We start from the raw sequence: 18,179 nt of genomic DNA on the forward strand, positions 1-18,179 counted from the left end.
CCTCCTAATCAACATAAGGAGCAAATTGTTCACTATCCACTATTGCCGATGATTCGATGTCTACCATTTGAATTAAATCCAGTAGATTGAACCGTCCATCATGATGCCAACCTGCTTCAGGGGAAGTCATTTTTCCTAGTGCTGTGATTCGTGTTACGCCAACGTTAGCCAACAACTCTGCCCAGTGGAAAAGTTCTTTAGGGGTTGCGGCCATTCCAATCGTTTGAAGAAATGAGCGGTATGGCTTGATGTATGGCAGAATGTCTTCTAATTTTTCAAAAGAAATAACCCGAATAACTCGATTCAACGGGCTTGCCGTAAAAACTTTTTCCTCTTCTTCAAAAACAACCGTCCATTGATGTGTGGAAGTTCCAAGCACTTCTTTTCCTGTTTCTGTAAAAGTGCTCATTTCTTCCTTTTGCCGCCATGAAGCAAGGGCAACTGATTCTTCCATGGAAAGCTTACGCCTTGGATAACGCTTTTCGAAGTTTTCTAGCTCCCCCGCAATCAAGCGGGCAAATTCCACTGGCGATACTTTTCCGCCTTTTTGCACATAAAATAAGTGCGGTGAGTAACAACCTTGCTGATCGTAACGAATGACATCAAGTGCGGCTTGATGAGCAATTCGCCATGCTTTGTGCGCATCTAAGGCAGATTTTGAAATGATGCCAAAGCTTACTTTATGACCAAAAGGTAAAAAGCGAGTAGTAATGGGAACTTGTTTTTTTAAAGCTTTGAGCGTTTCGTTGTTACCGTATCCGATAACGAGATTCGACTTTTCAAATATCATCTTCTCTCGCTTTTCATCGCCGCCTTTCCACCACACAACTGCAAAGCAATTGGCAAGACTCGGCTCGGCCTCTGCTAAGGCTTTTGCAAACCAGCCGGCAAAAAGAGGTTCAGAACTTGAAACTTTTCCGATATTTCCTGCTTTTACTAGCAGACCAGATACGAAACTCCAAATAGGCAGTGCTGGAACATTCCCTGCCCATACATGGGTAATGAGTTCTGGTCCAATTGCTTTTGAAAAACCACCTTTTGCGCGCGGCTGAAAATGATCTAATAATAATGGATTTCCTAAATCTTCAACGAGGAAACGTTGGAGTTCGTGCTTGCGAAATGTTTTTAAAAAAGATGTAAGACCAAGGCGAATTACCTCCTCATCATAGCCGGTGACAATCGGAAGCAACTTTTCCGCCTGCTGTCGATAAGATGAACTGCGGTCCAAAAATTGTTCCGTTACATAACCGATGATGTCCACTACTGTTGATACCGACAGTGATTTTAAGATTTCCGCACTTTCTCTTTTCACCGTGTCAATGACCCTCTGCATTTGCTCTAATGTAAGGAGAGGCAGTTCCACTTCTAAATCCTGAAACTTCAGGATTTTCTTATCAAATTTCGTTTCTCCGATATTTGGAATATATCCAGCTGTTATTCTCATTTTGCTGTTCCTTTCGCCAATTGAATAAACTCTTCTACCGCTAGCGAGCATCCCCTTGCCTCGGCACCTTGAACTCTACCGAACAGATAAAATCCTTCATCAACCGCCATTCCTACATCTTCAGTAGCAACCGCCATTACGGAATTAAAGTTCGCTAAATCATAATGAACTAAAACACCACGTTCTCCTTCTGGAACCTCTTCACCTGTTAACGGATTGATGACTCTCGTACGAATCCAACTAGGTCCAGTTTTTATAGATGGAACGACCTCATTGCCATCATCATAAAATTGCGTGCTTAGCTCTGTTATGCCGTACATATTAATACAATTGCTTCTATCTACACCGAAATATCTTTCAAGCAACTGATAAAATTCATTTAAATCCAATTCCTTTGATTTATTTTTATAACCACCACTATCAAGAATTTTGCTTCCCTTCGGCAGATTAAACGTTTTTCCTAAACGCTCCAATTCCTCAAACAAATGAACAAAACTGAAACTTGCTCCGAGCAAAGCAAATGGTTCTCCTGTTTTTTCGGCATGTTCCAACTCACTGATGATTTTTTGAATATGTACGCCGTTCTCTTTTAATAAATAGCAGCTGTCCTCTGTGCCAAACTCTTTCATGACAAGAGCTAAATAATGGGCTAAGGATGAGTGCGGCATTTTCTCTTCAGTTGGAAACAAAATTCCCATGCGGATGCGATTTGTTTCTTTCATAAACCGTTCTTTAAAGTTGATAATCATGGAAAGTTCTCTGATTTCGAGAGTGGAATGAAAGTGTTTGCCTTGTTTTCCTTGGGTTGTTCCGCTTGTCATAAAGACTCTAACCGCTGCCTCTGGATCTGAACATGTCAATGGAACCTCTTTAAAGGCACTCATCGGCACATAAGGAATGTCTCGCCAATTTTTCACAAGCCGCGGTGTCTTTCCTTTTTGGCGGCAAAATGTTTGATAGGGGAGATTATGTTTGTATTGATAATTAAAAATATGTAAAGCCAAGCTATTAAACTCTTCTTCTGAAGCTTGATTCTTTTTGATAAATTGAGAAAGTTCCTCTATGATTTCTCGTTGCTGAGTCATCGGTTTTCACCCTTTCCGCAAAATAAAATGCACTCTGCCTAAGCAAAGTGCATAATTCGACTTACTACACTCCCTGCGCTGGCATTACCCAAATCAGGTTCAAACGGTCAACGACGGATTAGTCGTACTCTCAGCCTGCTTCCGCAAGCCCCCGGTTAATATATTCAATTTCAATATAAAGTCTACTTATTCTTATGAAAGATTGCAAATTCTTTTGAATTATCACCCTAAAATTATGTAGATATTCAATTATTTTTTGTTGCAAATGCAACAAAGTTTGATTAAAATGAATTAAAAATATTGCATTTGCAATAAAAATGAAGGAGTTCATTATGAAAGAAGTTCTTCGTGAAATTGGGATGATAGCACGAGCACTAGATTCAATCAGTAATATCGAGTTTAAAGAATATGACTTAACAAAAGGTCAGTATTTGTACCTTGTACGAATATGTGAGAACCCAGGAATTATTCAAGAAAAGTTGGCTGAAATGATCAAAGTGGATCGGACAACTGCATCACGCGCAATAAAAAAACTAGAAATGAACGGATTTGTTGAAAAGCGAGAGGATCCACAAAATAAAAAAATTAAGAAACTCTATGCGACCGAGAAAGGCAATAATGTTTATCCGTTATTAATAAGAGAACATGATCATTCTAACGCTGTAGCTTTACAAGGATTATCTGAAGTAGAAGTGGAAACATTATTCAATCTTTTGCAGCGGGTAAGAAAAAATGTTGAAAAAGATTGGGAATACGTTAAGAAGGGAAACAAACGAAATTATTGATATGAGGAGAGATGTTCACTATGACAATCAAAATAAAAACATGTACCCTTGAAGATTTGCACACATTACAAGAAGTGGGCATTGAAACGTTTTATTACACATTTAAAGATCAAAATTCACCTGAAAATATGAAAGTATATTTAGAAAAGGCATTTAATATAAAACAATTAGAGAAAGAGCTATCCAATATTCATTCACAATTTTTCTTTGTCTATTACCAAAATGAATTGGCGGGTTACTTAAAAGTCAATAGTGATGATGCTCAGACGGAAAAAATGGGCGATGAATTCCTTGAAATTGAAAGAATTTATATTCGAGAGAAATTTCAGAAGCATGGACTTGGTAAATCCTTGCTAAATAAAGCGATTGAAGTTGCAAAGGAATGGAATAAAAAGAAAATTTGGCTTGGGGTTTGGGAAAAGAACGAAAATGCAATTGGTTTTTATAAGAAAATGGGATTTGTTCAAAAAGGATCTCACTGTTTTCATATGGGCGATGAAGAACAGACTGACTTGATTATGATCAAAACATTGGAAGGTTGATTAGCATGTATATACCGAAATATTTTAGGGTGACGGATATAGACGAAATTATTGATTTTATTCAGAAAAACTCCTTCGGCACGATTGTTTCGACATTTGAAAATAAACCAATTGCTACTCATTTACCGTTGGAGTTGCGAAAGCAAGGGGATGATTATTATATAACGGGACATTTAGCTATCAACAACCCTCAATGGAAAAGCTTTGAATCACAAAATGAAAACGTGCTTGTAATTTACCAAGGTCCACACGCATATATCTCATCATCTTGGTATAGCCATGAAAATGTACCAACTTGGAATTATCAAGCTGTCCATGTTTATGGAAAAGCTAGTATTATGAACGAAACTGAGTTAGAAGAAGATCTTATTTTATTATTAAAAAAATATGAAGGGCATCGTAACAATCCTGTATTATGGGAAAATCTTTCTGCTCAAACAAAAAAACAAATCAAAGGAATTGTTGGAATAAAAATTAAAATTCAAGAATTGCAAGCTGCCTATAAATTAAGTCAAAACCGAAATGAAGAGGATTATCTGAACATCATTGAAAAATTGGAATGCGAAGGCGATTTAAGCTCTAAACAAATGGCAAAAGTAATGAAAAGAAGAATAAAAAATAAAAAAGGCGAGTTAGGAAAATCTGAATAACAAGATGAGAATATTAGAATAGAAATTGAGGAGGAGCTGGGACAAAATCCTCCTAAATAGAAAAATAGCCCATGAAGTTTTGCACATTGCAAAATTTCATGGGTTTATATTTTTTTAGGTTTTAAAAAACTTTCAGGATATCCATTACATTCATCATGTACAAAAGTAAAAGAAGGATTCTCCTTTTTTATTATATTTAAGCCAGTTAAGTATCAACTTCTTTTCTATTAATTAAATGGAAGAATTTAATAACATTAACAGAATATTTGATACAAGCCAGAACGGAGAAAAGAGGGAAGTAAATATTAAATTTTATAGTCTTAACCTTGCTACATCTCCAATAGTATCTTCAAAGAAACTAAACCACATTAAAGTGCCTACTTATCACTTTCATACTTCATTGGCATAATGGATTTCGTTGAACAAAACAATTTAATGGAGGGATTTAAAACAAAACTTGCAACAAAAGATTATCGAATCGGGTCCTTGGGAACGACATGGTGAACTTGTTTTTGGCAGGAGCCCATTCGTTATGAATAAGAAGATATTCAACAAGTATGTGAAGATTATAGAAACGGTACTTTTTTGAATGAATCTAATTAAAGCATAAAGAAAGTTGGGATATTAGATGAAAAAAAGTGTCTTATTAATTATCGCTTTATTTATGGCTTCGCTAAATCTACGTCCAGCTATTAACTCAATCGCCCCTTTACTAGAGAGCATTAGAACAGATCTTGGAATGAGTGCAGCTGTCGCAAGTTTGTTGACTGCCATTCCAGTGCTTTGTATGGGTCTTTTTTCTCCAATCGCCGTGAAAGCTGGGGGAAAATGGGGAATTGAACGGGTAATCGGCTTATCGCTTTTAATTATTGGAGTTGGTACTGTTATTCGTTTGTTCACAGATTCTGTATCATTTCTAGTAACAACAGCTATAATTGCAGGTATCGGTATCGCTTTGATAGGTCCACTGTTGGCTGGTTTCATTAAAGAGCATTTTCCTAATCAAGTACCTTTTATGGTTTCAGTATATACCGTAGCTCTGACTTTGGGGGCAGCAATTAGTTCTGCACTCTCTACATCGCTAGAGAATAGCTTTAACTCCTGGCAAACTTCCCTTGCATTTTGGGCAATTATAGCATTTGTAGCTGCAGTTATCTGGTGGTTATTTGTAAATCAACAAGTCAAAAAATCAGCTCACACTGCTACTTCTGGAACAAAAGTTCAATTGCCGTGGGGGAACGGTAAAGCATGGATTCTTACATTGTCCTTTGGTCTGATGGGTATGCTATTTTACTCAATTACGGCATGGCTACCTCAAATCATCCAAGGAATGGGGTACACGAAAGATTACGCCGCAATCGCATTAACAATTTTCGTAGTCGTGCAAATACCAGTTAGCCTAGTGCTTCCAATTTTGTTAAGAAGGTTTCACTCCCGTCGTTTCTGGTTGATTGTAGAATCCATAATAGAACTTGTTGGATTTATTTTACTCGTGCTAAATATTGAACCGTTGCTAGCTTCTGCATTGATAGGTATTGGAGCAGGCGGATTGTTTCCTTTAAATCTTCTTTTGCCAATTGATGCTACAGATAACGCTCATGAAGCAGCCTCTTGGTCGGCCATGATACAATCTGCTGGTTATGTAATTGGTGCATTAGGTCCTATTATTCTCGGTTGGATTTATGACGCAACGAACAGCTTTACTTCTGCAGTAGTTGGAATGATAGTGATTGTTCTAATAATGATGATTTTTCAATTTGCAGCAACCGCAAAAAGAAGTGTTAACACATTACACATTCAAGGGGAAAGCACAAGATAGTGGTGAGAAGCAGACCGTCGTTTAAGCAAGTCATTTTATTGCAGGTTGAAATGAAGGTTAAAATAATTGGATATTGAACCAGAATGTGAATGATTCTTTCTTTTATTTTTTGAAAACACCCAGCTATCTAGTGAAGAAACTGGGTGTTTTCAGTATTTATTTACTCATCGATTCATTCATTTTTTGTTTTTTATGCTGGATATGGTTTGTTCCCCATTCGTGCATTGCGTGTAAGATTGGTTCTAAGCTCCGGCCGTACTCGGTAATCGAATATTCCACTTTAGGAGGAACCTGTGGATAGACAACACGCTGAATAATATCCTCGTTTTCTAACTCACGTAATTGATTGGTCAGCATTTTTTGTGTAATTCCAGGTATACTTCGTTTTAAATCACTAAATCTTTGAGTACCATTCTTCAATAAATGCAATAAGATAATGGGTTTCCATTTTCCGACTAATATGCCTAAAGCATCTTCAACACGACAAAGATCTGGTTCTATATTCATTCTAATTACCCCTTTAGTATCTTTTTGTCAATTATGATGCTTTTTAGTTTGTACTTCTTTTTTTTACTTTACTGACTATATTAGCATTGTGAACAGAAATTTGAAAGAGGGGTTCTAGAGGAGTGCTTAAATACGATAGAACGCATAATTGGTGAAATAAGTAATATCCCCAATTGTAAGAAGATCTTCTAACGATTGGGGATTGTCATCATGGAGAAATAGTAAGTTTAACATAAAACGATGATTCGATATGGAGTAGTTTGTGCAGGGATGCTACGAGTTGTTGGACCATAGATCACGACTAAATCGCGGTTTCCAGGATATTTTGAAAAGAACTGACCATTTGTTAACAATATGGGAGTAGAAGGGGTTAAATGTAATTGTAATTGGCCATCACTGCTTAATAGTTGATGATTAAAATAACTTACTTTAACGTTTCGATTCGGATACTCTTTTACCATTACAATCGTTTGATATCGAGGTGGGTAAATGAGGATGGCGGGTAAGTCTCCATCATAATAACCAGTCACCTTATCCCCAATTTTGACTGTTTCTTGATCAATGAAGTAAGTTGAAGGGGAAACAATAAAATGAACAATTAAACCATCGTCATTTTCAACGGTAAACAATTTATTGCAGCCCTCAATTTCATCACGTTGACCTGTAAAAAAATCGCTAATGGCAGTAACAGTTCCACTGAATGAATAAAAATTTGTCATAGAAACCTCCAATAAAATTATGGGGGAATACCAGTTATAATTGATTACACATTGCCTTTGGATAATGTAAATTGAGAAAAGCTTTTTGGATTTAAATCATTATATGTTGGAAAGATGTAAAAAGACTTTGGATAAAACTTACAAAGACCCGAATTTATGTTTTCGGGTCTTTTTGTGTTTCAGATTTTATTAATTTGATTTCCGAATCTTCCGAGTTTTCCACAACATGTTTTAATGTTGTAAGTTTGTTTTCCTAAAACTTTTCATAAAAAGCAAGCCAGTGTTTTAATTCTTTCAACGGCTCCGGATGAAGCCAATATATTTTTTCTCTACCTACTTTTCTCCCACTAACCAGTTCTGCTTCTGTAAGAATCCGTAAATGTTTGGAAATGGCTGTGCGACTAATGGGAAAGTGGGATGTAATCTCTGAAATTGCTAATTCCTTTTCAGAAAGTAGCTTCAAGATTTCTCTACGGGTTGGGTCAGCAATTGCATGGAATACGTCGTGTTTTTGTTGAGAAGCGCTCACTTAGTTCTCCAAAGTTTTGCGAAGCGTTTCAAGAATTGTAATCCAGCCACCATTCATTCTCTCGCGAACTACAGAAGCTTTTTCATTCGCTTTTTTAATTAGTTCGTCAGACTCTTTCCAACCACCATGAATAAGTGTGAATTCAGTTTTTTCACCTAACTCTTTTAAATTAAAGGTAACAAACCAACCCTCTGTATCCCATGTAAAAGAAAGACGATGTGGTGGCTCAATTTCGGTTACTTTACAAGGAGAAGGACCAAAAGGAGATTGCAAATGGAATTCATGACCAACTTCTGCTATAAAATCATTTGGCATGAACCATGCTGCAATGCCTTCTGCAGTCGATACTTGTTCCCACACTTTTTGGATAGGTGCGTTAATAATGACTGTTTGTTGAATATTTGGCAATGTTTTTTCCATTAAAAATCCCACTTTCTTTCAGTTAATATAAAACCATTTGGTTTCGTTTTTTTGCATTATATAAAACCTTTTGGTTACATGTCAAATGCATCTTTTAAATGTTTAAGATGATTTTGCTAAAAGAATAGTCCAGGAACCCGACTATTTATGCATGCATATACATAAACCAGTTAGATTTAACGGGTCAAACCGTTAAACAAGCAATAAACATAAAGGGAGGACTACTTTTTGAATCAGTACTCTTCATATGGTCAAGGATCTAGGTTTAATCAAAGGGTAACAATGCAACAAGCTCAACAAATCGCCCTTCAAGCCGTACCCGGAAGAGTAATGCATATCGATATGGACTTAGAAAATGGTGTTTTAGTTTATGAAGTTTTTATTATGACAGAACAGGGACAAATTTTTGAAGTGGAGATTCTCGCAAGAAATGGGCGAATCATCAAAATCGATCAAGAAAATGATTATGATTAATGATTTTTCATCATTTACGAAATAGGCTACTACGGCTTATTTCGTTTTTTATTTTCAAGCTGTATTGAATAGTATGGATGGTTTATTGTATAGGTTATAATCTGAAAAAGTGTTTTTCGGAATAATAAAAGACTATTCGTGATTCGAATCCAGTTCATTTCATCATTATCCGATAAAAGTCATTCTAAGAATATCGGGTACGAAAATGAGTCAGATACTAAACTAAAAACTGAAGGAGGGAGGAAAATGCTAAAAAGTCTTAATGAAGCGTTAGAATATATTGAAGCTCACTTGAATGACGAAATAGATGAAAGGGAGATAGAGAAAATTACAGGGACTTCGATTTATCATTTTAGACGTATTTTTTCATTTCTTTCAGGAATGACTCTAGGTGAATATATTCGAAATAGAAAATTATCTAACGCTACCTTTGATTTGCAAAATGAGGGAATGAGTGTCACGGAAGCCGCATTTAAATATGGATATGAATCGGTAGACGGATTTTCTCGTGCTTTTAAAGAATGGGCAGGTATTAGTCCGTCTGAAGTAAAAAAATCAACGAAGCTAAAAGCATTTCCAAAGCTCTCCTTCCAATTAACCATAAAGGGAGGAATCGATATGGATTATAGAATCGAGAAAAAGGAATCCTTTAAAATTGTAGGAAAGAAAAAAAGAGTTCCCATTCAATTTAAAGGAATTAATCAAGAAATAGTAGAATTAGCAAAGAGCATTACCCCAGAACAAAGGGAAAAATTAAGAAGCTATGCCAATATGGAACCATTCCAAGTCGTAAACGCATCTTATAATTTAGATGATGGATGTATGGAGGAAAAAGGAAGCCTTGATCATATGATTGGCTACTTAACTACAAAAAACTTAGATTTTGAAGAATTTGATGTCGTTGAAGTTCCTGCACTTACTTGGGCGATTTTTTCATCAAAAGGGCCATTTCCAAACGTCATGCAAGAGACTTGGGCGAAAGTTGCTTCAGAATGGCTACCTTCATCGGATTATGAATTAGTAGAAGCTCCCAACATTTCCTTTACAGGCGATTTAAGTGATATGAACAATGTGTATAGTGAGATTTGGTTTGCTGTAAAGAAAAAGGGAAGTTAAATTAATAGGATGAGTAAAAGAAATAGGCGTAACATATTTAAGAAAATATGTTATGCCTATTTTTTTACCCAATCACTACAAACTTTAATTATTTGTATTTTGGGCTTTTAATAAGTCGCGAATTTCCTTTAATAACTCTTCCTTCGTATCTAACTCAGGTGCGCTTTCTTCCACAGCTTCTTCTTTTTTCTTTTTTGCTATCTTATTTATGATTCGAATAAACATAAATATGGCAAAAGAAATGATTAAGAAGTCAATAACACTTTGAAGGAATATTCCAAAGGAAACAGTTGCATCTCCCACTTGCCATATAAATGACTTCGTAAAATCTATTCCTCCTGTAAGAATGCCGACAAGCGGCATGATAATGTTGTCCACTAGAGAAGAAACAATTTGTCCAAATGCAGCCCCAATCACGACCGCAATGGCAAGATCAATTACATTTCCTTTCATAGCGAATTCTTTAAATTCTTTCCACATAAAATAGCCTCCAATATTAATGCATTTCGTTAACCTATTCCCTTAAATATTATTTCATAAACCACTTAAGTTCTCAGGAATTAACAGATTGTGTATAATAAATATAGAAATATTTTCCATAGAACACTTAAATACCTGAGGGGTGGGAGAAATGAATGGAAATGAAATCAAAAATTTAAGAATGAAGCAATTAGCCGTTACAAATGTCATTTTGTTATCATGCCTTATACTTTTTTATTTAATGATATTTTTTTCAATGAACATTGCCCATATTCTTCTTGTACTAGGGATACTATGTTTCATTCATGCGGGTGTTCGGATGAAAAAAGGCGGGTCTACAAAGTCAATCATTCCAATTTATGAAAAAGTAGCGATCTATGAAAAAGAAAAACTAGGTGATGAATGGTATAAGCAGAGCAAATTAAAAAACATTGTTTATTTGATAATAGGTTGTATCGCATTCCTACAATCTTATATGAATTGGAATTCTACAGTGAATTTTCTCAAGCCAGATATGATTGGAATGTTTGTTGGAATCACAATTTTACTATTGATAACAGCAAATGTTTCGCTGCTTATCCACAATCGAAAAATTGATTATTCTTCAGTAAAGGAATTGAAGGGCTACACTTGGAAATCTGTACTTGTAGCAATTGTTTTAGGCATTGTACTTGCAATCGTATTCTTTACATTTATCTTTTCCTATGTAATTTCAAATATTATTTAAGAAGTTAAATTTTAATAACTCCATTATGAAACTAATAAGTTCATAATGGAGTTTATTATTTATAATATAGTCTGTTGTAGTGAGTTATGAAAGTCAATTATACTCTCTAATTTATTGATTCTTTGTAAATGCATTTTACAAAAATTTATTAATTTAATATGTTGGAATCGATAAATTCAATAATTATATTGCAAAGAAAAAACTTTATTTGTAATTGTTACAATAACAGTTAAATATTTTATATACTAATGAAGTATTGTAGAAAAATGTATATGCCAATGCAACAAAGGAGAGAGCAACATTGAAAAAAAGAATGTTCCTACTATATGTTTTACTTTCCATCGTGATGTTATTTGGTTGTGCCAGTGAAGGTGCAGATTATTTAGATGAAAAAGAACTAGAGGATAATCTAATTGAGGATCGAGCGGATAAATCGACAGATGTTAACCCTAATGAAGAACAACAAATTCCGGTAAACTCTGAGCTGCCAGCGGATATTAAAACATTCGATGCGGAAGTCGTATCAGTTGTGGACGGAGATACTATTAAAGTAAAGATTAATGGAAAAGTAGAATCCGTAAGATTTTTACTTGTAGATACACCGGAAACAAACCATCCACGGCTCGGTGAACAACCCTTTGGCCAAGAGGCAAAAGCCTTTACGAAAAAGATGTTAGAAGGCAAAACTGTTCAACTTGAAAAAGATGTGAGTGAAAGGGATAAATACGGTCGCCTTTTATATTACGTTTATGTTGATGGGAAAAGTGTTCAAGAAGAATTGTTAAGAAATGGACTAGCAAGGGTTGCTTACGTCTATGTACCGAATACAAAATATGTAGACCGATACTATGAAATTCAAAAAGAGGCTCAAAAGAAAGGGATTGGTATTTGGAGCATTGAAAACTATGCACAAGAAGATGGATTTCATAAAGAAGTAATAGAAGAACATGTGGGGAATAATGAAAAAACAAATAATCAACCAAATTTAAACACCTCAGGAGATTGTAATATCAAAGGAAATATTTCATCAAATGGTGAAAAAATTTACCATATGCCGGGTCAACAATTTTATGATGTGACCAAAATCGATCTTTCAAAAGGTGAGCGATACTTCTGCAGTCGAGAAGAAGCTGAACAAGCAGGATTCAGACCAAGTCAAAGATAAACGTCAGAATAATTTTTGCTTCTACTATTTTGTAGAGGCATTTTTTTATCTCAATTGCTTTTTTAAATGATATCAGACTATATCCTTTTAAAAGGGGTAAAATAGAAAAGTAAAACGAAGATGATGCTTGTTGAGACCTTTGAATTGCAAAGAGGAAATATAGAGGAGGTTCTAAATGGAAAAACGCGAATTAACCGAGGAGCAAAAAGAAGAATTGTTTAACGTATTGAAAGAACGGTTTGAAAAAAATATGCATCGCCATGAAGGGCTTGACTGGAATCAAATTCAACAAAAGCTTGAAGCAAATCCTATGAAGCTATGGTCGTTACATGAAATGGAAAAAACGGAGGGCGAACCAGATGTCATCGGGTTTGATGAGAAGACAGGAGAATATCTTTTTTGTGATTGTTCGAAAGAAAGTCCTAAAGGACGCAGAAGCTTGTGCTACGATCGAGAGGCATTAGAAGCTAGGAAAAAGCATAAACCAGAAAATAGCGCCATGGATATGGCAAAAGAAATGGGAATTGAAATACTAACGGAAGAACAATATCGAGAACTGCAAAAGTTAGAGCCGTTTGATACAAAAACTTCCAGTTGGATAAAGACGCCGGCAGATATCCGAGAACGGGGTGGAGCTTTATTTTGTGATTATCGCTATGGCCACGTTTTTGTTTACCACAACGGAGCAGATTCTTATTACAGCTCAAGAGGATTTCGTGGATTATTAAAGGTATAATCAATTCGCAGTATTCAATCGAAAGAGATTAGGATAATCCTAAGTTCTTTCGATTTTTTCATCGTTATAACATTTTATTTAACGATGTATGTTGGAAATTATTTTCCTATATCAATTGTCATTTGTAAAGCTTTAGACTGTCTAAGAATATGGGCCAGAAGAAGAATGGCTACACTGAATGTGCCCTCCTTCATTGATTTTTTGAGCAATTCGCAGAATAACAGTAACATTACGTCGTTTGAAAGTTTACGGAAGGAGTAGACGATAATGGCTATCCAATTAAAAGAAATAAACTCAAAAAAGATTTTAACTGAAGCGACGGGATATTTAGATATCGGTTTTACTCATTCTTTAAATCCCTATAGTGGTTGTGCTTTCGCTTGCCGGTATTGTTATGTTCGAGAATTGCCAATCCAAAGGTTTAAAGGGATTCCATGGGGACAATGGATTGATATAAAAAAGAATGCAAGGGAAAATTATCGAAAAGAGATGAAAAGCCTTCGTCGAAAACAACAACCAGTAAATATTTATATGTCCTCTGCAACAGATCCTTATCAACCCTTAGAAAGGAAAGTTCAAATTACAAGGGGAGTATTGGAAGAGATGCTGGAATACCCACCTGATGTATTGGTCATACAAACGAGAGGTACTTTAATAGAAAGAGATAAAGATTTACTTGTTGAACTGAAAGAAAAATGTAAGCTGATTGTTTCACTGACAATTGAAACTGATCGAGAGGATGTGAAACAAATTTTTGCTCCTTATGCCCCAAGTATTAACAAGAGATTAGAGGTTCTAAAAAAATTGCATGATGCTAATATTACAACACAAGCTGCCGTCTCCCCTGTATTACCATTTACTCATGAATTCCCAAAAAGGTTAAAAGATAAAGTGGATTATATTTGGATTGATACATTAACAATTGGCGACGGTGCGGACGGGAAACGTTCGTTGCGATTAAAAATGCCAGATCTTTTTGTAGAAAATCATTTTTCAGAATGGTACAAACAAGATTTACATATAAAAGTGGCGGAATATTTTAAGCGATATTTTCCAAACGAAATGATTCGGGTTTCTAAACAAGAAGCTTTTTTAAAATAAATATTCGTTTTAGAAAGTACATGAGAAATAATAGTCGGTATGTTCTGTTGGATAGATAAATTGTCACAAACATTTCATTACTATTATTCCTAAAATTAACAAAAACTATTATGAATGTTTTAAAATAATAGTTAATATTGTCTATATTTTTGTTTTTGATAAATTTTTCTATGGATATTTCGATTATAAAGACATGATTTATAAAAAAACGATAGTATGATAATAAGAAAAAAGTAATTTATATTCAAATTATCTTCCTGTTTGTTATAAGGGGAATGGGGAAAATATAATGGTGCGTTGTAGTGTCAATTGGTTAAAAAGGAGGGGTAGAGTTGGCCATTTTTAGAAGAATCAGTAAAAATCCTAATTACGAAGAGCCTAAATGGATTGGAGTGAACAGCCAACAGGAAAATTTACTGGAAATTAGTAGAGATTCAGACGTTTATGCACAATTAAAATTGATTCATTTAACAGAAGAAGATTTAAACTTATTAACTTGTATTAAACCATACATTGAAAAATCAATTGAAGAAATAGTAGACACTTTCTATGATGCATTAAGCTCCATTCCACAACTAAAGAGTATTATTAATCAACATAGTACAGTGGAACGATTGAAAAAGACCCTTAGTGTACATATATTAGAAATGTTTTCTGGAAAAATAAATGAAGAATTTATTCAGAAAAGAATGCGCATTGCCCAAGTACATTTAAAAATTGGCTTATTGCCGAAATGGTATATCGGGGCTTTTCAAAATATCTTAAATTCAATTATTAACATTATCAATCGAAGTAATTGGTCAAAAGAAAGTATCGAAAAAGCAACAGTTCTAAGTATAAAACTTATAAATTTTGAAACACAAATAGTTTTAGAAGAGTATGAAAAAGAGAAAAAACAATATATCGAATTACAGCATAATCAAGTGAAAGATGAATTAAAAAATAATCTTTCCCTCATTATGAAAAATTTAGCGCAATTGTCAGAGGAGACAACAAATTCCATCAAAGAAATTATCGATTATTCATTAGAAATTAAAAACGATACTAAAAGTTATATTGGTCAAGTAAAAGAAATGGAGAAGAATACTAGCGGTGGAAATATTTTAATGGAACATTTGGAGGAAAAAATCGTATCCATTTCAGAGAGAACAAAAGAAATGGAAGATCTTGTTTTAGAACAACAAAAATCTTCTGAAAAAATCAATAACATTATATCCATCGTTACCCAAATTGCTGACCAAACAAATCTTTTAGCGTTAAATGCAGCAATTGAGGCTGCAAGAGCTGGAGAACACGGAAAAGGTTTTGCGGTTGTAGCAGAAGAAGTACGAAAATTAGCGAACCAGTCTAAAGAATCAGTAAAACAAATTACTGAGATTATAGAAAATACATCTAAAATTACGGAAAATACAGTTTCTACAACTCGGACTATTCGAGAAACGGTAACAACCGGGTTAGAAAGTGGAATAAAAGTGAAAAAGACATTTAATCAAATTGAAAATGCACTGCAAGAAAATAAAAAGCAGATTGAAACGGTTGGTAATGACTTAGAAACTCTCGTTGAAACCATAGATAATATCAATCAATATACTTTAAAGGTTGCTAATCAAGCAAGAGAATTATATGAAAAAACTGTTAATCTATAGAGAGCATCGGGCGGGATAAGTAAATTTAATATACTGTTTGTAAAATGATCATCAATTCGATGATCATTTTTTATTTGCAATATGAATAATTTGCCTTTCAAAAAATCGCCTTTAATTAACATCAAAAATATTGCGTGAAAAGGAAGATTATTATCATTATTTTTGATAGTATAATAGTTAATAGGAATTTCTAGGAGGTTTAAAAGTGGAATTAAAGGATTTGGAGATTTTCCAGTTAGTGGCGGAGAAAGGGACAGTTACCGAAGTAGCAAAGGAATTAAATTATGTTCAATCGAACATTACATCTCGTATACAAAAACTTGAGGCGGACCTGAATACCCCCTTATTTCATCGTCATCGTCGAGGGATGACCTTAACACCGGAAGGAAAAAAACTATTATCTTACAGTGAAAAAATATTAAGGTTAACAGCTGAAATGAAAAAGGCTGTCCAAAATCATGACGAACCTTCTGGAAAGTTAGAGATTGGTACAGTCGAAACAGTTTATCATTTACCCGTAATACTTTCTTATTATATAAAGAAATATAAAAATGTGGAGTTATCTCTTTTTACAGGGGTAACGGACAGTTTAGAAGAAGAAGTATTAAATCATAAATTGGATGGGGCATTTGTCACGAAGTCGGATTTTCATCCTGAATTGGAGACGTATGATGTATTTGATGAAGAGTTAGTATTAATTTCAGATAATCGGGAACTGATGATGGAAGAATTAAAAGATGAACCAATCTTATGTTTTAGCAATGGTTGTGGATATCGTGCACGTCTAGAACAGTGGTACAAGGATCAGAACATCACACCACAAAAAATCATGGAATTTGGAACCCTGGAAACGATTTTACGAAGTGTAGCTATGGGGCTTGGTGTTTCATTCGTACCGAAATCCGCCGTTGCTCATTTAGAACAAAGCGGAGAAATTCGCTGTTATAATTTACCTGAAAAATATAGTAAAGTAAAAACAGTTTTTATAAGAAGGGCTGATTCGTATTTAACATCAAGTATGGAAAAATTTATAGAAACAATTGAAGAAAATAAGCGATTTATGCATGGGCATTTCAATCAATAGTAGTACAAATCATGATTTGTACTGCTTTTTTATTTTCAGCATAAGAAGTTCAGGCGGTATGAATTTATTTGAAACAGGAATTTCCCTTATTTAAAATTTGATAAAATATAAAGACATCTAATGAAAGAAGGCTTTGCTAAATGTTACACCGTTTTAACGCATACTTGCAAAAGTTAATGCCTATTTTGACGCCATTAAGTCTAATTATAGGGGTGATATTTGAAAAAGTCGGTGGGCATTTGCTTTTCCTAGTTCCTTGGATATTTGCTTTTATGACTTTTGCTGGGAGTCTTAGCATCAACTTTGAAGGATTAAAAACTTTAAAAAAATATCCAAAGTTCATTTTCATTACGATTTTGTTTTTACATGTATTAATGCCGTTTTGGGCTTACGTATTGTCAGCGCTAATAATGAATGATCATTTATTAACGGTTGGTTTTATTTTGTCAGTAGCAGTTCCAACAGGTGTGACAAGTTTTATTTGGATTAACATTTGTAAAGGAAATATTCCACTTGGCTTATCCATTATATTAATTGATACAATACTTTCTCCCCTCATCATACCGCTCATAGCTAAATTGGCTGCGGGACAAATAGTAGCGATTGACACCACGTCTATCATGATCGATTTACTTTGGATGATTGCATTTCCATCCATGCTTGGCATGTTGATGAATGAGTGGGGAAAAAGTGAGTTTGTCAAAAAATTATCCCGAACTTTCGCTCCTTTTCAGAAAGTCAGTATATTCCTCATCGTGTTTATCAATAGTAGTGTCATTGCACCCTATTTAAAAAATATCTCGTGGGATATAGTTGGAATTATTCTATTAGTTTTAGTTGTATCTTTATCCGGCTATACCTTTTGTCTGATTATTGGACATTTTTTATGGAGAAGAATCGATTTGATTACAACTTTTGTTTTTACAGGAGGAATGCGCAACATAGCGGTTGGTGTTGTTGTGGCCAGTACATATTTTCCATCAAGAGTAGTGCTTCCCGTTGTATTTGGTATGCTGTTCCAACAAGTATTGGCATCACAATTTAGTAAAGGGTTGGAGAAATATCGAGAGAAGTTTAATCTGAATGTTGGAAATGAAGTGAAAAGTTAAGCAAACAAATGGTTAATTGGGAGACTGTTCAAAGTGATACA

General features: G+C 34.6%; 20 protein-coding genes and 1 riboswitch. Of the genes, 13 read left to right on the forward strand and 7 right to left on the reverse strand.

Translation table 11 applies throughout. The features are described 5' to 3' along the window. Positions 1 to 4: 4 nt before the first annotated feature. Entirely contained in the window at positions 5 to 1,444 is a 1,440-nt protein-coding gene (locus HF990_RS04560; protein WP_168412082.1) for an acyl-CoA reductase, read from the reverse strand. Then, on the reverse strand, positions 1,441 to 2,529 hold the full coding sequence (locus HF990_RS04565) for a LuxE/PaaK family acyltransferase (RefSeq protein ID WP_168412083.1): 1,089 nt from the start codon (positions 2,527 to 2,529) through the stop codon (positions 1,441 to 1,443). The genes HF990_RS04560 and HF990_RS04565 overlap by 4 nt, the downstream gene beginning before the upstream one ends. A 53-nt stretch (positions 2,530 to 2,582) precedes the next feature. Continuing rightward, a riboswitch (TPP riboswitch) is annotated at positions 2,583 to 2,694 on the reverse strand. A 167-nt stretch (positions 2,695 to 2,861) separates the two neighbouring features. Between HF990_RS04565 and HF990_RS04570 the strand changes: the two genes are divergently transcribed. From HF990_RS04570 to HF990_RS04585, 4 genes are all read left to right on the forward strand, one after another. Beyond that, a complete protein-coding gene (locus tag HF990_RS04570; protein WP_168412084.1) occupies positions 2,862 to 3,314 on the forward strand; it encodes a MarR family winged helix-turn-helix transcriptional regulator in 453 nt (150 codons plus the stop codon). 20 nt (positions 3,315 to 3,334) lie between these two features. Then, positions 3,335 to 3,856, forward strand: coding sequence for a GNAT family N-acetyltransferase (locus tag HF990_RS04575; RefSeq protein ID WP_016839017.1), 522 nt, complete (start codon positions 3,335 to 3,337; stop codon positions 3,854 to 3,856). 5 nt (positions 3,857 to 3,861) lie between these two features. Beyond that, positions 3,862 to 4,506 (forward strand): FMN-binding negative transcriptional regulator, encoded by a 645-nt coding sequence (locus HF990_RS04580; RefSeq protein ID WP_016839018.1) that lies wholly within the window; start codon positions 3,862 to 3,864, stop codon positions 4,504 to 4,506. A gap of 628 nt (positions 4,507 to 5,134) precedes the next feature. Next, positions 5,135 to 6,325 carry an MFS transporter gene (locus HF990_RS04585; RefSeq protein WP_168412085.1) on the forward strand — a complete coding sequence of 397 codons (1,191 nt, stop codon included), beginning with the start codon at positions 5,135 to 5,137 and terminating at the stop codon, positions 6,323 to 6,325. 156 nt (positions 6,326 to 6,481) lie between these two features. On the opposite strand, the gene HF990_RS04590 is transcribed toward HF990_RS04585, so the two are convergent. From HF990_RS04590 to HF990_RS04605, 4 genes are all read right to left on the reverse strand, one after another. Further along, the gene (locus HF990_RS04590; protein ID WP_168412086.1) at positions 6,482 to 6,832 is read right to left on the reverse strand and encodes a winged helix-turn-helix transcriptional regulator; all 351 of its coding nucleotides are present in this window, start codon (positions 6,830 to 6,832) and stop codon (positions 6,482 to 6,484) included. A gap of 227 nt (positions 6,833 to 7,059) precedes the next feature. Beyond that, a complete protein-coding gene (locus HF990_RS04595; RefSeq protein ID WP_096550141.1) occupies positions 7,060 to 7,551 on the reverse strand; it encodes a hypothetical protein in 492 nt (163 codons plus the stop codon). Positions 7,552 to 7,804: 253 nt separating this feature from the next. After that, the gene (locus HF990_RS04600) at positions 7,805 to 8,080 is read right to left on the reverse strand and encodes an ArsR/SmtB family transcription factor (protein WP_168412087.1); all 276 of its coding nucleotides are present in this window, start codon (positions 8,078 to 8,080) and stop codon (positions 7,805 to 7,807) included. Next, positions 8,081 to 8,500 carry an SRPBCC family protein gene (locus tag HF990_RS04605; RefSeq protein ID WP_016839027.1) on the reverse strand — a complete coding sequence of 140 codons (420 nt, stop codon included), beginning with the start codon at positions 8,498 to 8,500 and terminating at the stop codon, positions 8,081 to 8,083. A 228-nt stretch (positions 8,501 to 8,728) separates the two neighbouring features. Here HF990_RS04605 and HF990_RS04610 point away from each other — a divergent pair, with 228 nt between their 5' ends. Both HF990_RS04610 and HF990_RS04615 read left to right on the forward strand, forming a co-directional pair. Continuing rightward, complete coding sequence (locus tag HF990_RS04610; protein WP_016839029.1) at positions 8,729 to 8,974, forward strand: PepSY domain-containing protein; 246 nt, start codon at positions 8,729 to 8,731, stop codon at positions 8,972 to 8,974. Positions 8,975 to 9,220: 246 nt separating this feature from the next. Continuing rightward, positions 9,221 to 10,090, forward strand: coding sequence for an AraC family transcriptional regulator (locus HF990_RS04615; protein ID WP_016839031.1), 870 nt, complete (start codon positions 9,221 to 9,223; stop codon positions 10,088 to 10,090). Positions 10,091 to 10,174: 84 nt separating this feature from the next. On the opposite strand, the gene mscL is transcribed toward HF990_RS04615, so the two are convergent. Continuing rightward, on the reverse strand, positions 10,175 to 10,570 hold the full coding sequence (mscL, locus tag HF990_RS04620) for a large conductance mechanosensitive channel protein MscL (RefSeq protein WP_016839032.1): 396 nt from the start codon (positions 10,568 to 10,570) through the stop codon (positions 10,175 to 10,177). Between the two features lie 151 nt (positions 10,571 to 10,721). On the opposite strand from mscL, the gene HF990_RS04625 reads away from it, so the two are divergent. The 7 genes from HF990_RS04625 (at position 10,722) to HF990_RS04655 (ending at position 18,138) form a co-directional block, all read left to right on the forward strand. Next, positions 10,722 to 11,297, forward strand: a complete 576-nt coding sequence (locus HF990_RS04625; protein ID WP_016839034.1) for a hypothetical protein — start codon at positions 10,722 to 10,724, stop codon at positions 11,295 to 11,297. A gap of 301 nt (positions 11,298 to 11,598) precedes the next feature. Continuing rightward, positions 11,599 to 12,462, forward strand: a complete 864-nt coding sequence (locus HF990_RS04630) for a thermonuclease family protein (protein WP_016839036.1) — start codon at positions 11,599 to 11,601, stop codon at positions 12,460 to 12,462. 175 nt (positions 12,463 to 12,637) lie between these two features. Beyond that, positions 12,638 to 13,198, forward strand: a complete 561-nt coding sequence (locus HF990_RS04635) for a DUF4256 domain-containing protein (protein ID WP_016839038.1) — start codon at positions 12,638 to 12,640, stop codon at positions 13,196 to 13,198. A gap of 267 nt (positions 13,199 to 13,465) precedes the next feature. After that, on the forward strand, positions 13,466 to 14,299 hold the full coding sequence (locus HF990_RS04640) for an SPL family radical SAM protein (protein ID WP_168412088.1): 834 nt from the start codon (positions 13,466 to 13,468) through the stop codon (positions 14,297 to 14,299). A gap of 332 nt (positions 14,300 to 14,631) precedes the next feature. Next, entirely contained in the window at positions 14,632 to 15,945 is a 1,314-nt protein-coding gene (locus tag HF990_RS15180) for a globin-coupled sensor protein (RefSeq protein ID WP_016839041.1), read from the forward strand. Positions 15,946 to 16,150: 205 nt separating this feature from the next. Then, a complete protein-coding gene (locus HF990_RS04650) occupies positions 16,151 to 17,029 on the forward strand; it encodes a LysR family transcriptional regulator (RefSeq protein ID WP_016839043.1) in 879 nt (292 codons plus the stop codon). A 140-nt stretch (positions 17,030 to 17,169) separates the two neighbouring features. Beyond that, entirely contained in the window at positions 17,170 to 18,138 is a 969-nt protein-coding gene (locus tag HF990_RS04655; protein ID WP_168412089.1) for a bile acid:sodium symporter family protein, read from the forward strand. The last annotated feature ends 41 nt before the right edge of the window (positions 18,139 to 18,179 follow it).

The sequence above is a fragment of the Ureibacillus thermosphaericus genome, from assembly GCF_012396605.1.
Classification (GTDB): Bacteria; Bacillota; Bacilli; order Bacillales_A; family Planococcaceae; genus Ureibacillus; species Ureibacillus thermosphaericus.

What these genes read in the sequence shown, in the direction of transcription:
- HF990_RS04560 (WP_168412082.1), bottom strand. Translation starts at nt 1,444, where the DNA reads ATGAGAATAACAGCTGGATATATTCCAAATATCGGAGAAACGAAATTT.
- HF990_RS04565 (WP_168412083.1), bottom strand. Translation starts at nt 2,529, where the DNA reads ATGACTCAGCAACGAGAAATCATAGAGGAACTTTCTCAATTTATCAAA.
- HF990_RS04570 (WP_168412084.1), top strand. Translation starts at nt 2,862, where the DNA reads ATGAAAGAAGTTCTTCGTGAAATTGGGATGATAGCACGAGCACTAGAT.
- HF990_RS04575 (WP_016839017.1), top strand. Translation starts at nt 3,335, where the DNA reads ATGACAATCAAAATAAAAACATGTACCCTTGAAGATTTGCACACATTA.
- HF990_RS04580 (WP_016839018.1), top strand. Translation starts at nt 3,862, where the DNA reads ATGTATATACCGAAATATTTTAGGGTGACGGATATAGACGAAATTATT.
- HF990_RS04585 (WP_168412085.1), top strand. Translation starts at nt 5,135, where the DNA reads ATGAAAAAAAGTGTCTTATTAATTATCGCTTTATTTATGGCTTCGCTA.
- HF990_RS04590 (WP_168412086.1), bottom strand. Translation starts at nt 6,832, where the DNA reads ATGAATATAGAACCAGATCTTTGTCGTGTTGAAGATGCTTTAGGCATA.
- HF990_RS04595 (WP_096550141.1), bottom strand. Translation starts at nt 7,551, where the DNA reads ATGACAAATTTTTATTCATTCAGTGGAACTGTTACTGCCATTAGCGAT.
- HF990_RS04605 (WP_016839027.1), bottom strand. Translation starts at nt 8,500, where the DNA reads ATGGAAAAAACATTGCCAAATATTCAACAAACAGTCATTATTAACGCA.
- HF990_RS04615 (WP_016839031.1), top strand. Translation starts at nt 9,221, where the DNA reads ATGCTAAAAAGTCTTAATGAAGCGTTAGAATATATTGAAGCTCACTTG.
- mscL (WP_016839032.1), bottom strand. Translation starts at nt 10,570, where the DNA reads ATGTGGAAAGAATTTAAAGAATTCGCTATGAAAGGAAATGTAATTGAT.
- HF990_RS04625 (WP_016839034.1), top strand. Translation starts at nt 10,722, where the DNA reads ATGAATGGAAATGAAATCAAAAATTTAAGAATGAAGCAATTAGCCGTT.
- HF990_RS04635 (WP_016839038.1), top strand. Translation starts at nt 12,638, where the DNA reads ATGGAAAAACGCGAATTAACCGAGGAGCAAAAAGAAGAATTGTTTAAC.
- HF990_RS04640 (WP_168412088.1), top strand. Translation starts at nt 13,466, where the DNA reads ATGGCTATCCAATTAAAAGAAATAAACTCAAAAAAGATTTTAACTGAA.
- HF990_RS04655 (WP_168412089.1), top strand. Translation starts at nt 17,170, where the DNA reads ATGTTACACCGTTTTAACGCATACTTGCAAAAGTTAATGCCTATTTTG.